Raw genomic sequence first — 14,574 nt, 5'->3', positions numbered from 1 at the left:
CCGTTTAAGGTAATTTGTTTATCAGAGATGATAAAGAGACGTTCAAATCTACAGCTATAAGTTGATTTGAGCGCCTCTGTTTTTTGACTATTGCACAATTTGGTTTAAATCGTCATAAAAGCGGGGATATGATGTTGCAATTGGAGATATATCGTCAATTGCGATTTCACTCGTTGCAACAAGTGAAGCAATGGACGCCATCATAGCCATTCTATGATCATGATAGGATTGAACCCGATTTCCGTGTAATTGGGTCTTTCCATGGATAATTAACCCGTCTTCTGTCTCCTCCACACTAGCCCCTAATTTAGTAAGTGTTTCTGTTACAGCACGAATACGATCTGTTTCTTTCACACGAAGTTCTGCTGCATCTTTAATCACTGTCGTCCCTTCTGCTTGTGTAGCCAATAACGCAATGATCGGAATCTCATCAATGAGTCTTGGAACCATTTCTCCTTCAATGGTTGTGGCCGTTAATTCCTGATAACGAATGATAATATTGCCAATTCGTTCGCCACCTTTTACTTGTTCTTCCTCTATGCGTAAATCAGCACCCATCGCTAATAAAACATCCATTATTCCAGTGCGTGTTTCATTTAATCCAACATGTAATAGTTTTAGTTGACTATCTGGAACGATGGCAGCTGCTACAAGAAAGAATGCAGCAGAAGAAATATCACCAGGTACATAGATGTCCGTAGCTGTTAAAGCTTGCTTTCCATGAATTGAAATATCAGAACCATTTTTATTCAATTCCACACCAAATGCTCGTAGCATCGATTCGGTATGGTTTCTTGTAGGAGATATTTCCGTAACCGTTGTGATTCCTTCTGCAAACAAACCGGCCAATAAAACGGCAGATTTCACTTGGGCACTTTTAACAGGCAAATGGTAGTAAATGGATTTTAGTCGTCTCCCATCTACCGCTAAAGGAAGATAATTTCCTTGTGACCTCCCAGCAATACTTGCTCCCATTAAACGCAGTGGATCAACAACACGATTCATCGGACGTTTCGTTAAAGAAATATCACCATATAAAGTTGTAAACATTGGCAATCCAGCTAATATACCTAGCATTAACCTTGCAGTTGTCCCAGAATTTCCAAAATAGAGAGGCTCAACGGGTTCTGTTAATGATTGGGAGCCTTTTCCATGAATCGTTATACTTGATCCTTGCTGTTCAATGGTTACCCCCATCGCTCGAAAAATATTTATTGTCCGCATACAGTCTTCACTATCTAAAAAATGGTCAACAGTTGTTGTTCCTTGGGCTATAGAGCCGAACATAATGGATCGGTGCGAAATAGATTTATCACCAGGCACTTCTATAGTTCCCTGTAAAGGGCGGTTAATCGGTTGTAATATTCGTTCTTTCAACTTCCTATCATCCTTTATCAAGCATTATTTTTCGACCATTGTTTCATAACCTGCTTCATTAAGTGTCTGTTCACTTATTTTTTGCAACTTTTCTGAAGCAAAACTTAGCCGCAGCGCTCCCATGATCCCTTCCCTTATTTCTAATATTTGAATATTGTTAATACTTATATTGCTATTTGCCAGCAATTGCGTTACATGAGCCAACGCACCGGTCTGGTCTTGAATATCGACATACAAATCATAGTAGGATGGAATGGCGCCTTTTTCCTTTGTGCCAAGTCCGTCACGATATAGTTTGGCTGCTTCTAAATAAGCAATCATGTCTTGTTTATTGTTTTCTTCTACTAAGAGCTTTACGTGTTGCATTTCCGTGATCCATTCCTCTAAAAGCAGTGACATTTTCTTGCGATTATGGTAAAAGATGTCCTGCCAAAGGGTTGGATTACTGGATGCGATTCTCGTAATATCACGAAACCCTCCCGCAGCCAAATTAGGTAAGTAAGCATGTGTCTCTTCCCAGTGTTTTGCCTGGTGAACTAATGAAGATGCTATTAAATGCGGAAAGTGCGAAATAACCCCAGTCATTTCATCATGTTCATCTGCTTCTAATATGAGAAACTTACTATGTGTCGGGAGCAGCAATGACTTTAAAGCATGAACATCATGCTCTGTACTTCGTTCGGTTGGCGTTAATACGTAAATCGCGTTCTCAAATAAATGTGCTTTGGCAGCTTGTACACCTTTTTTATGAGACCCTGCCATCGGGTGCCCACCGACAAAAGACACGGCTTTATTTTGCAGTTGGTTGGCAGTAGTAATCATCGATTGCTTAACAGAAGAAACATCTGTTACTATCAATTTTTTAGATAATTGCATTTCGTCCAAAGCTGCAAGCAATCGAATTGATTCTGAAATAGGAGCAGCTAAGATAAGATAGTCAGCCTGTAGTACTGCAGCAGTATAATCTGCTTTCGCTTCATGAATGATTCCATGACTCTTGGCATACTGAAGTGTCTCTGAATGAATATCATAGCCGATAATATAGTTTTCAGCTATCGGTTTTAATGCCTTTGCTATCGATGCCCCAATTAGGCCGAGTCCTGCTATAGTTACTATACGCTTCACATATACAACCCCTTAGCTGTTTTGTTTATGATAGAGTGAGAATAACTCTTGCAGCCGTTGCATATCGTCCTTTAAACCTAGTGTAAAACGAATTGTATTTGGGATTCCTAACAACTCACCAGGACGGACGATAAAACCGTACTGAATTAGAAAATTAAACATTTCTGTACCACTAGTTGGCGTCATTACAAGCATAAAATTTGTCTCCGAAGGAAAGTAATTCCAGCCAAGTTGGTCTAGGAATACTTGAAAGTCCTGCTTGACGAGTAAATTTTTGCGTTTCGTCTCTTTAATAAATGCTTGGTCTGTTAGTGCGATTTGCGCAACTTGCTGGGCAATCGATGTAGTATTAAAGGGGCCGCGTACAACATTCAATTGATTGATAATCGTTTCATTTGCGACCCCATAGCCAATACGTAATCCGGCAAGCCCATACGCTTTTGAAAAAGTTCGTAAAACAATTAGATTGCTGTATTCTTGTATGCACTCCATCGCATGCAGGTCTTTCGCTTCATCTAAATACTCATAATACGCCTCATCCAAGACAACTAAAATATGTTCTGGGCAGTTATCCATAAATGAAATAAGGTCCTGCTTTGCTATCGAAGTTCCAGTTGGATTATTAGGTGAACAAAGCCAAACGACATTGGTATCCTCATCAATCGTATCCAACATGTCAGCCAAATCATGGGAACCATCCACAGTCGGAATTTCTTTTACTGTTGCCCCTTCAATCGTCGCGTTATGTTTATATTGTGGAAAGGTTGGTGTGGCCATGACTGTATTTACTCCTGTAAATAAATACGCTCGACAAATCATTTGAACGATTTCTTCAGAACCACTTCCAAAAATAATTTCTGACTCGTTCACATTTAATTTGTTAGCAAGGTCTTTCCTAAGTCGAGCGGTATATCCATCCGGATAAATATCAAAAGCAGGCTCAAAGGAAGCGAGAAACTGTTTGATTTCATTCGAATATCCATATGGATTTTCATTAGATGATAACTTAACAATTCGCTCTATTTGGTATTGAGCTTTGATGTCTTGAATTTGTTTCCCCTGTTGGTATGGGGCAATTTGTTTTAACGCGGCTTTTGCTCTCATAATGTGCTATCCTCCTTACACGCTAAATCGGGACGTAAATGAATGGCTTCATTTTGAAAGATATGATTCATACTTGCTTGCTCTTTGTCTGTATTTACAACCATCATCACACGGATGCACCGTTTTAAACTATTAGGCACATCTATTTCTGTCATGCACATAACTGGAACATACGTCCATCCAGGAAGCTTTCGTAATCCTTTTGCAGGAAAGGCTGCCGTAATATCCTTAGTTACAGATATAAAAACATGTGAAACATCTTCTGGTGATACATTATTTTTAGTCACCATTTCTTCGACTAACCGTCTAGTATTCTCAATAATCATGTCAGCTTGATCCTCAACTACCGTTGTTGCGCCTCGTATCCCCCTTGTCACTCGCCCACCAGCTTTCTTTCAAAAGATGATAAATAATAAAGCATATCCTCATCTGTAATTTGTTTTATAATTGGTTTGCCTATTTGTTCCAGCAATACCATTTGAATACTTTGATGCTTGTTCTTCTTATCATTTTTCATTTTAGCAAGTATGGCTTGCTGATCCACAGAATGAAGTTCAAGCGGATAATTATTGTTTTGCAGCCATTGTTTTAATTCAGAAAATGGTAAATGATTATCATAAACTGATTCACTCACATGAATGGCAAATAACAAGCCAATAGCAACTGCTTCTCCGTGTGTAAGCGTTCCATATCCTAACTGAGCTTCTAAAGCATGCCCTAGTGTATGTCCTAGATTCAAATATTTTCGCATATCTGCTTCTTTTTCATCTGTTTCTACTACATGTGCTTTAATTTGTATACCTATATGAATATGCTCTTGCACAGTTGCTTTTGATAAAGCTTGAAAATCGGTGTTAAGAAATGAATAAAAGATAGCTTCATCTGAAATTAATGCTTCTTTCACTAATTCTGCATACCCAGAGCGGATTTCTTTTTTATTTAATGTAAATAACGTTTCGACATCATAAATGACTGCCTGTGGTGCATAGAAGCTCCCAATTAAATTCTTCCCGAGCGGATGGTTAATAGCGACCTTACCACCGACGCTGCTATCGTGGGCTAATATCGTTGTCGGCATTTGAATATAATCAATTCCTCGCATATAAGTGGCCGCTACAAATCCCGCTAAATCACCAATAACTCCCCCGCCTAAAGCAATTAACAAAGAGCTACGATCAAGGTTATGTTCAATTGCCTCTGTTAGCAGTTGATAATAATAGTCCGTACTCTTTGTTTGTTCACCAGCAGGGATTACCGTGTGATGTACCTGTAAAGGGGAACATGCTTCAAGAACATCGGATAAATACAATGGGGCTACATTTTCATCTGTGATAATCCAAACGAAAGAGTAATCTTTTGTTAAATATTGCTTCGTTTGCTTGCGAATTCCTTCTCCTATAACAATGGAGTATGCATGTGTACTTGCTTGAACTTTTATTTCTGCTGTTTCCATATTAAAAACACCTGATTTCTTCACGATATGTTTCAATGGCTTCTTTCAGCTTTGGAAATTGGTCGTTCGTAAATTGCTCGGTTAATGCCTTTGCCAATTCAAATGCCACCACATGCTCCATAACAACTGAAGCAGCTGGTACTGCACAGGCATCGGATCTTTCCACCGTAGCTTTAAACGGTTCTTTTGTATCGATATCCACGCTCGTAAGTGGGCGTTTCATTAATGTTGGAATGGGTTTCATGACCCCTTTCACGACGATTGGCATTCCTGTTGTCATGCCACCTTCAAAACCACCTAGGCGATTAGTCATCCGATAATAACCTAACTCTTCGCTCCAAGCAATTTCATCATGCACTTGACTTCCGTTTCGTTTAGCTGCCTCGAACCCAATCCCGAATTCTACCCCTTTAAATGCATTAATGCTAATGACACTTCCGGCTATTCTGCTATCCAATTTACGATCATAATGGACGTAAGATCCGACACCAGCTGGCATCCCTTCGACATAAACTTCACAAACACCACCAATGGAATCTCCTACTTGTTTGGCATCATCAATCGCTTGCATCATCGGTCCCTCAACTTGTTTATCTAAGACACGAACTGGTGAGTCATCTGCTAATTGCTGACGCTCCTGAACGGAAAGCGCTGCTTGATCCTCTGCAATAATACCTGCAATTTCTTTCACATAACCGACGACGTCAATTCCCAAATGCTTGAGCATCGTTTTTGCCACAGATCCAGCGGCTACTCGTGCTGCTGTTTCACGAGCTGAAGAACGCTCCAAAATGTTGCGAATATCGCGATGTCCATATTTAAGTGCCCCGTTTAAATCAGCATGACCTGGCCTTGGTCGTGTTACTACTCTACGAATCTTTTGGTCTGTATCAATCGGATCCGCTCCCATAATATCTTCCCAATGCTTGAAGTCATCATTATGTATGACCAATGAGATTGGCGAACCTAACGTAATTCCATGTCTTACCCCACCTGTAATGTCAACGAGGTCTTTTTCTATTTGCATTCGTTTCCCACGGCCGTGTCCTTTTTGTCTACGTGACAGGGACTGATTAATGTCTTCTTTTACTAATGGCATTTGGGAAGGAACTCCTTCGATTATGGTTGTTAATTGTTTTCCATGTGACTCCCCCGCTGTTAAATAGCGCACGTTACATTCTCCTTTTATGAATTTTTCTAATTACTATACCATACCTTAACATGTTTTTGGCAACAATTATTGAAAAAAATAAAGAATTAGTCAAAAAACTCAAATAAAGCGCTATCATCTTCCTTTATAGCACGAACACAGAACGTAAGTTCTGATTAATTGTGCAGAACAAACCCGCAAGCGCCCGTTTAGCAACGTAGTGAATGGAACGAATCAACTAAAGATTTAGGAATCAAGCTACTAAAAACAGGGGTATGCCGGCGCCTGAGCGGCAAGCCCGTGTTTAGTCGTTCTTCCTCTTTACGACGAACCGATGAGGCCTTATCGTAGGGCGCATTTCTAAGTCGCATCGTTGCTGGGCTCATGCGCCGGACGTGGCTATTCAGTTATTTCGTTATCTCCAAGCACCTAATTTTATCGTTTCCTATACAATAAAAAAACTTGTAGATAACCAAAAGGTTTCTACAAGCTAAATACTTACTATTTAACCGCAATTTAAAGATAAGACTTTCAAACTTTCTGGTAAAAGAAAGTATCTAATAAACGTAATTGATATTTTTCCGGATGAAATATTTGTTCCGTGCTGCCGACAAATAATACACCATTTTTATTCAAAGCTTGACTAAAACGCTGGTAAATTTCTTCTTTTGCTTCATCTGTAAAATAAATTAAGACATTCCGGCATATAATTAAGTCTATGTTGTTCGGATATGTATCGGCAAGCAAATTATGTTTACGAAATGTGACTCGCTGTTTAATACTAGGGGATAAATAATAAAGTCCTTGCTGATCAGTAAAATACTTCGTAATGAATTTTTCTGGTAAATCCTTTAGCGCTTGCTTCTGATAAATCCCTTGCTTTGCCTTGTCTAACGCAGCTTCATCGATATCTGTAGCGATGATTCGATAGGAAGCGTTTGGGAAATGTTCTGCCAGCATCATTGCAACACTATACGGTTCTTCACCTGTCGAGCATGCCGCACTCCAAATAGTAAACGGTGACTGCTCCACCAACTTTGGAAGAACAGAGGTTTGTAAGACTTCCCATCGTATCGGATTACGGTAAAACTCGGATACATTAATTGTTAAACGATCAACAAATTCGTTTAGCAACCTCTTATCTTGGCCCAATGCGCGATAATAGCTTGCAAAGTCTTTATAGCCCCGTTTATTTCGTAGTGATGTTAGCCTTCGTTTCATTTGCGTTTCTTTATACAAATGTAAATCAATGCCTAGTTTCGTCTTAACTTTAGCAATAAACTGGGTATAATCTTTATCCAATGCTTCCCCCTCTTTCAATATAACAACTGTGCAAACATGAAGCTGCCGTGAGGATTATGCACTCACGGCAATTCCAAAAGCTTTCATGTTAGTAAATCCAAGTGGCATCTTGTTTCATATAATCAATTAGCTCTTCAGCTTTGAAAAATAAAGCAAGTTCTCGTTCAGCGCTTTCAGCAGAATCAGAACCGTGAATAATATTTTTACCAACAGTCATTCCATAGTCTCCGCGAATCGTTCCAGGTAATGCTTCTGTTGGATTGGTTTTGCCCATCATTTCTCTTGCGGTTGCGATTACATTTTCACCTTCCCAAGCCATGGCAAATACTGGACCAGACGTAATAAATTCCACCAGTTCCCCAAAGAAAGGGCGTTCTTTATGTTCTGCATAGTGCTTTTCAGCTAATTCGGTTGAAATGGTCATCAGCTTTGCTCCAGCTAATTTAAAACCTTTTGCTTCGAATCGACTAACGATATCGCCGATTAGATTACGTTGAACACCATCTGGTTTAACCATCAAAAATGTTTTTTCCATGTTACAAAACCCCTCACCTTATGTATTTATCTAGCCGATAAAATTTTATCAAACCTATGTAAAAAAGACAAATTAAGCTCGGCGTTTGCCGATATATTTACCAATCTGTAATAATGTTTGCTTTGGACGACTATCAGGAAAACCTTCCAATTGTTTTAGCGCTTTTGCCAAAAACCAATCACTTAAACAATACGATTCGCTGATTGCATCTGTTTCTTTTATGTTTTCCACAACCTCTTTCATGCGTGCTTCACGAGTGATAGGATCAGCCTGTAAGCTTTGTTTAATCCTCGTTTCAAGAACAGGGTCCTTCATTGCTAAAAACACAGGAAGGGTTAGATTTCCTTGTAATAAGTCATTCCCTGCAGGCTTTCCTAATTCTTTTTCAGATCCTGTAAAATCTAAAATGTCATCAATGATTTGGTAAGACATGCCAATATTGTATCCATAACGATATAATTTATGCGCTTCTTGTTCAGTAAGTCCAGAAGCAATAGCACCTAACTTACAACTTGTTGCTATAAGTAAAGCTGTTTTACGTTTAATTCGTCGCAAGTAATTGCGAATCCCCTGACTTCCATCAAACTTATCCTTAATTTGTTCGATTTCGCCTTTACACACTTCTACAATTGTTTTAGATAATAAACGGTGTATTTTCGGATCTTGTAATAGGGTAATTTCCTCTAACGCCCGAGCCAATATATAATCACCTGCGTACATGGCTACTCGATTCCCGTAGGTTTTTCGTATAGTGGGCTTTCCTCTTCGTATATCAGCATCATCAATCACGTCATCATGCACTAATGTTGCTGTGTGAATGAGTTCCAATGACACAGCAACGGTTTTTAGACGCTCCAAGTCATACTCGCCCATCTGACCTGCCAATAACACAAATACAGGGCGAATTCGTTTCCCGCCTGCTTGCAGTAACTGTGTAGAAGCTTGGCGTAGCACAGGATGCTTTGCCTGTACCACATCATTAATCGTCTGTTCGATTTCATTTAAGTCTTTTTTTAAATATCCATAAGCTCTAGCTAATTTCATGAATGTCACCTTTAATATTTACTTAATTCATTATTCGGTTCTTTTACGCCCATATGCATTGCTGCTACGCCACCAGTATAACTTTTCACTTGAACATTGGTAAACCCTGCCTCGATAAACATCTGCTTGAGTCGTTTTTTATCAGGAAAATCTTGGGCAGACTCATTTAACCATGCGTATTCCTGTTGACTTTTGGCGATTATTTTTCCGAGCAAAGGCATAATATATTGAAAGTAAAAATAGTATAATTGCCGATAAACAGGTATGGTAGGCTGTGAGGTTTCCAGGCAAACCGCCTTCCCCCCAGGCTTTACGACACGATACATTTCTTTTAGTACGGTCATATAGTCTGCTACATTTCGTAAACCAAAGCCAATAGTTACATAGTCAAAGCTATTATCTGCAAAAGGAAGTTCCATCGCGTTTCCTTGCATAAAATGTACTTGCTCTATTTTTAGCTCTTGTTGTTTTTTTTTCGCAATGGAAAGCATATTTTCACTAAAATCAAGGCCGGTAACCTTTCCAGTATTTCCAGTTTGCTCTGCCATTACCAATGCCCAGTCTCCTGTTCCACAGCATACATCTAAGGCGTTTGTTCCAGGCTGTACATTCATTCGTTTCATAACGTCTTTTCTCCATGCTTTATGGCGTTGGAATGAAATAATAGAATTCATGGAATCGTATTTGGAATATATTTTTTCAAACACGTGATGGACACGTTCTTCTTTTGATGATTGTGCCATAGCTTAACCTTCTTCCCCCATACTAAATAAATATGTTTTTCTTACAGAAGCGAGCTCCGTTAACAAGTAATGTGAAAAACTGTGATAAATCGCCGGTAATCGGCTTATTTCATTTTCCACCTGATGCAATAATTCTGTAAGCTGTTTGATCAATGCATCCCCATTTGTAATACTTTCTATCCAAGGATTTAACTTTATTTCACTTGCTTTAATTTGGTCCATATCGTTCGTTAGCTTGGTGATATATAACCATTTTTCTGCAATTTCCCCCAAGCTTGGGACACTAAAAAAAGAGGCAATTTGAACGATTAAACGTGTATCGATAACATTCCGTACATGCATGTAGTGCTTTAAGGAATCTATCTCATTATAATAGAGTGTCATTTTATACTCATTAATTTCTTTGATAGCCGATGCAAGCAACCGAATAAATTCAAAATCGTTTATTTCAGCTAACACTAAATAATAGAGTCCACTATAATAGTCACCAGCAAGTACATGTAACTGTTTTTGCAATTTGACATCCTCTTCCTCTTCTTCAGATGTCAAACTCGGAACTTTGTCGTGTGTGTCCAAAGCCATTTGAACAAGCATTGTCGTTAAGATATATCTTTGCTTACGGGATTCAGGTAAGGAACTATGGTTGATCATTTCAATTAATAAACGCATCTTTCCTTCATCGATGATGGGTTTGTCAATATATTTTTCCAAATAGGAGTGCTTTATTTTCGTTTCTATTTCTGTTTTTAGGTACTGTATGTCCTCTGTTGACGTATTCAAGAAAAATCACCTGAACCCTTCATCCAATCTATTCGCTTTAGCTATTATAGCATAATTTATGGCTAATCAATAATCAAACAATCTGGATAAAAGTAAAATGAAGCTTAGATCATTTCAAATAGCAGTGAATGAAACTACTAGTTTTCCCATATATGAGCTATCCTTAGAGCATTAATAACTTACTTATTTTCAATTTCACCGTGACTCGTTTGAATTAAGGCTTTGCCTCGTACTTTAACGGCTGATGTATGTTCTGTAAACTGTGCAATCATAATTTCTCCCTGATCCAGTTTCTCCGAATGATGAAAACGGGTATCGTTTCCTCTCGTTAATCCAATTACTTGTACGCCATCTTCCAATGCTTTGATGACAAAAAAATCAGATGAAACACCTAGTTTATCCATGATTATCAGCATTCCTTTCGTATGTTCAAAATAGTTTTTTAATCGAAAATATTAACGATTTAGATCTACTAGCTTTCGTTAAACAGTACCTAACATCTTGTCATTTTTAACGCTGATTCAAGATGCCTGTACATGTGTGTCATGCTGAAGAAATTTAATCTACGTTTAGAAAAACTTGGCTTGTCGCCAAGTCTTATGGCGGAAGCCTTTGTTTTTCTTATACTATATACCAAAAAAATCTTATACTTTCCTATAGTGGAACAAAGGCGTGGGGCGCCCGTTTAGCAACGTAGCGAATGGAACAAATCAACTGAGATAAAGGAATCACGGTGAGGCGACGAACCGATGATGACTTATCGTAGGGCGATTTCGTGAAGTCGCCTAGTTGCTGGGCTCATGCGCCGGACGTGGCTATTCAGTTATTTCGTTATCTCCAAGCACCTCATTTTATACTTTCTTACTCTGCAACAAAGGCGTGGGGCGCCCGTTTAGCAACGTAGCGAATGGAACGAATCAACTAAAGATAAAGGAATCATGCCACTAAAAACAGGGGTATGCCGACGCCTGAGCGGCAAGCCCGTTTTTAGTCGGCCTTCCTCTTTGCGACGAACCAATGAGGCCTTATCGTAGGGCGCATTTCTTAAGTCGCATCGTTGCTGGGCTCATGCGCCGGACGTGGCTATTCAGTTATTTCGTTATCCCCAAGCACCTAATTTTATGCTTTCTTATCTTATTAAAAAAAGGATACGCAAAACGCGTATCCTCTCTTAGGCCCTATGTAAAATAATTATTTTACACTGTCTTTTAGGGCTTTACCTGGTTTAAATGCAGGAACTTTGCTTGCTGGGATTTCGATCTCTTCTCCTGTTTGAGGATTACGACCTTTACGAGCAGAGCGCTCACGCACTTCAAAGTTACCAAATCCGATTAACTGTACTTTTTCACCTTTTTTAAGTGAATCCATGACAGATTCGAATACTGCATCAACCGCTTTCGTTGCATCTTTCTTAGAAAGTTCGCTTTTTTCAGCTACAGCATTAATTAGGTCTGTTTTATTCATGACATTCACCTCCTCCCATTTATCATCAATCGACATTGGAACAAATTAAAAGAAGCTATCATCATTTGTTCACCATTTTGCCAGTTTTTATACTTCATGTCACATAATTCAAGTGTGACATGGCTTATCTTAACCGAGTTTGCAACAAAATTCAACAGTTTCCCCCCAATTTTTTCTTATTTCTTTCAGTTTTCATGAATTTTCATAGTAAAATTGGTAGATAATCCCATTTATCACAGAAACCTTGTTAGAATGATGGTTAGCGGCAATACTCGGCTATATTAATAGGTATACGACACAACTAGCAAATATCCTGCCGTTTTCTATTAAATTTTTTTAAAAAAGTACTTTTACCCCCAAACATGATAGCAATGAAAATATAGGTGAGGGTTAAGTGTTTGAATATTCATATTATAAAGACGATTAATCACAAGCAGGAAACGAAAGCAACGATAGTCAATTGCCATCCTATCCACTGCATAGATTAGGAGTAAAAAGAAAACATGACCGCCGTTTCCCTCCTCTCTGCAATAAAGTGAACCTTCAATCAGTTTCATTCATCCCCCACAGCTTGTTAGTACCATAATGATATGACCTAAAGACCTCTGAACGAAATAGTGCATTTAGGTGCTTTTACCTCCCACTTAGACTTGTTGCAGTACACATTATCCAACTCCTGAAGTCGGAGTCTTACAGCACCTTATATTTGGGATAAAATAAAAAAAGCAGCCCGATATCGGACTACGTACACTGCTTAATAGGATTACATATGGGATAAAGAAATCTGTTAACATAAGGTCTGCATGTGAACTAACAATGTGTAAGATGACCACATTACTCAATAGAATCTTAGCAGAGAAAAAATGTCACCAGTAAAGGATTTCCGAGAAAAATAAAAAGCAGCTACATACAGCTGCTATAATATAATAGCTATTAAGCCACCAGATCCTTCGTTAATAATTCGTTCCAGTGTATCTTTCAGTTTGTATCGTGCATTTTCTGGCATCAGGGCAATTTTTGCTTGAATGCCTTCCCTAACTATGGAGCTTAATGAACGCCCGAAAATATCTGATTCCCAAATCGATAGTGGATCTTCTTCAAAGTCTTGCATTAAATAGCGAACCAGCTCTTCACTCTGCTTTTCCGTTCCTATAATTGGAGAAAACTCGGATTCAACTTCCACTTTGATCATGTGAATCGATGGAGCGACAGCTTTTAAACGAACCCCGAACCGAGACCCTTGGCGAATAATTTCAGGCTCATCCAAAATCATATCTTCCAAAGCGGGAGCAGCAATTCCGTAACCAGTTTGCTTGACCATTTGCAATGCACCTGATACTTGATCGTACTCTCTTTTAGCATGTGCAAAATCTTGCATGAGCTGTAGCAAATGGTCTTTTCCTCTAATCTCTTCGCCTACAATTTCTTTTAATACTTCGTCGTATAAGTGGTCTGGGGCATGCAAATCAATTTCAGCTATCCCTTCTCCCATTTCCATGTCTGCCAATCTCGCTTGGTCAATATGTTCATAAGCTGAAAATTCTCCAACAATCTGATCCACATCTCGTAAACGTTTAATGTTTTTCACCGTATCTTGTATAGCTTCCTGATATCCTCTTCTTAGCCAGTGATCTTCGTTTAATACCATCACCCAGCTTGGTAAATTCACATTTACTTCTAATACTGGAAATTCGTACAGCGCTTCCCGTAGAACGTTGGTAACATCATGCTCTGTCATGGATTCAATGCTCATTGCCAACACTGGAATATCATATTTGTCAACTAGTTCTTGTCGTAATAGTTCTGTTTCTTGGCTGGTAGGACGCTGTGAATTAAGAACCATAATAAACGGTTTTCCTACTTCTTTTAATTCCTCAACTACTCTCGCTTCAGCGTCCACATAATCATTTCTGGCAATTTCTCCAAACGAACCATCTGCAGTGACAATGACTCCAATCGTAGAGTGTTCTTGAATTACTTTCCTTGTTCCAATTTCAGCTGCATCATGAAAAGGGATCGGTTCTTCATACCACGGCGTATGAATCATTCTCGGACCATTTTCATCTTCAAACCCTTTTGCACCTTCAACTGCATATCCTACACAATCCACGAGACGAATATTTACATCTAGCCCTTCATCCACATGAACAGAAACTGCTTGATTAGGTACAAATTTTGGCTCTGTAGTCATAATTGTTTTGCCAGCAGCACTTTGCGGTAATTCATCATGTGCCCGTGCTCGTTCACTTTCGTCGTCCATATTTGGTAATACAACTTGCTCCATGAATTTTTTAATAAACGTTGATTTTCCTGTACGAACTGCTCCGACGATACCTAAGTAAATATCTCCATTTGTCCGTTTTGAAATATCATTAAAAATATCCACTCTTTCCAAAAGATCCCCTCCCGATCTCCATTACTTTTTTACGCACAAACTATGAATAATTGACATTACAAGTCTATGATGTTGTCCTATCAAAATATGCCTGAATTATGT

Annotated in this window: 14 protein-coding genes; all 14 read right to left on the bottom strand. The window is 38.9% G+C overall.

Features of this window, described 5'->3' with window-relative positions; genetic code table 11:
- Positions 1-87 precede the first annotated feature (87 nt).
- A complete protein-coding gene (gene aroA, locus KBP50_RS08675) occupies positions 88-1,377 on the bottom strand; it encodes a 3-phosphoshikimate 1-carboxyvinyltransferase (RefSeq protein WP_050352938.1) in 1,290 nt (429 codons plus the stop codon).
- Between the two features lie 24 nt (positions 1,378-1,401).
- A complete protein-coding gene (locus tag KBP50_RS08670; RefSeq protein ID WP_050352939.1) occupies positions 1,402-2,502 on the bottom strand; it encodes a prephenate dehydrogenase in 1,101 nt (366 codons plus the stop codon).
- Between the two features lie 12 nt (positions 2,503-2,514).
- The gene (gene hisC / locus KBP50_RS08665; protein ID WP_050352940.1) at positions 2,515-3,606 is read right to left on the bottom strand and encodes a histidinol-phosphate transaminase; all 1,092 of its coding nucleotides are present in this window, start codon (positions 3,604-3,606) and stop codon (positions 2,515-2,517) included.
- Positions 3,603-3,983, bottom strand: a complete 381-nt coding sequence (gene aroH, locus KBP50_RS08660) for a chorismate mutase (RefSeq protein ID WP_050352941.1) — start codon at positions 3,981-3,983, stop codon at positions 3,603-3,605. The genes hisC and aroH overlap by 4 nt, the downstream gene beginning before the upstream one ends.
- Positions 3,980-5,059: a 3-dehydroquinate synthase gene (aroB, locus tag KBP50_RS08655; RefSeq protein WP_050352942.1), complete on the bottom strand. Its 1,080-nt coding sequence runs from the start codon at positions 5,057-5,059 to the stop codon at positions 3,980-3,982. Before aroB ends, aroH begins: the two co-directional genes overlap by 4 nt.
- 1 nt (position 5,060) lies before the next feature.
- Positions 5,061-6,230, bottom strand: coding sequence for a chorismate synthase (aroC, locus tag KBP50_RS08650; RefSeq protein WP_050352943.1), 1,170 nt, complete (start codon positions 6,228-6,230; stop codon positions 5,061-5,063).
- Positions 6,231-6,740: 510 nt separating this feature from the next.
- Positions 6,741-7,511, bottom strand: a complete 771-nt coding sequence (locus KBP50_RS08645; RefSeq protein ID WP_050352944.1) for a CheR family methyltransferase — start codon at positions 7,509-7,511, stop codon at positions 6,741-6,743.
- A gap of 88 nt (positions 7,512-7,599) precedes the next feature.
- On the bottom strand, positions 7,600-8,046 hold the full coding sequence (ndk, locus tag KBP50_RS08640; protein WP_050352945.1) for a nucleoside-diphosphate kinase: 447 nt from the start codon (positions 8,044-8,046) through the stop codon (positions 7,600-7,602).
- Between the two features lie 72 nt (positions 8,047-8,118).
- On the bottom strand, positions 8,119-9,090 hold the full coding sequence (gene hepT / locus KBP50_RS08635; protein ID WP_050352946.1) for a heptaprenyl diphosphate synthase component II: 972 nt from the start codon (positions 9,088-9,090) through the stop codon (positions 8,119-8,121).
- 11 nt (positions 9,091-9,101) lie between these two features.
- Positions 9,102-9,833 (bottom strand): demethylmenaquinone methyltransferase, encoded by a 732-nt coding sequence (menG, locus tag KBP50_RS08630; RefSeq protein ID WP_050352947.1) that lies wholly within the window; start codon positions 9,831-9,833, stop codon positions 9,102-9,104.
- 3 nt (positions 9,834-9,836) lie between these two features.
- Entirely contained in the window at positions 9,837-10,613 is a 777-nt protein-coding gene (locus tag KBP50_RS08625; protein WP_050352948.1) for a heptaprenyl diphosphate synthase component 1, read from the bottom strand.
- A 179-nt stretch (positions 10,614-10,792) separates the two neighbouring features.
- Entirely contained in the window at positions 10,793-11,017 is a 225-nt protein-coding gene (gene mtrB / locus KBP50_RS08620; RefSeq protein WP_050352949.1) for a trp RNA-binding attenuation protein MtrB, read from the bottom strand.
- Positions 11,018-11,804: 787 nt separating this feature from the next.
- Positions 11,805-12,077 carry an HU family DNA-binding protein gene (locus KBP50_RS08615; RefSeq protein ID WP_050352950.1) on the bottom strand — a complete coding sequence of 91 codons (273 nt, stop codon included), beginning with the start codon at positions 12,075-12,077 and terminating at the stop codon, positions 11,805-11,807.
- 916 nt (positions 12,078-12,993) lie between these two features.
- Positions 12,994-14,472 (bottom strand): stage IV sporulation protein A, encoded by a 1,479-nt coding sequence (spoIVA, locus tag KBP50_RS08610; RefSeq protein WP_050352951.1) that lies wholly within the window; start codon positions 14,470-14,472, stop codon positions 12,994-12,996.
- Positions 14,473-14,574 lie beyond the last annotated feature (102 nt).

This window comes from Virgibacillus pantothenticus, from assembly GCF_018075365.1.
Taxonomy (GTDB): domain Bacteria; phylum Bacillota; class Bacilli; order Bacillales; family Amphibacillaceae; genus Virgibacillus; species Virgibacillus pantothenticus.
The sequence above is the reverse complement of the archived record's forward strand: the minus strand, read 5'-3'. Positions and strand labels throughout refer to the sequence as shown.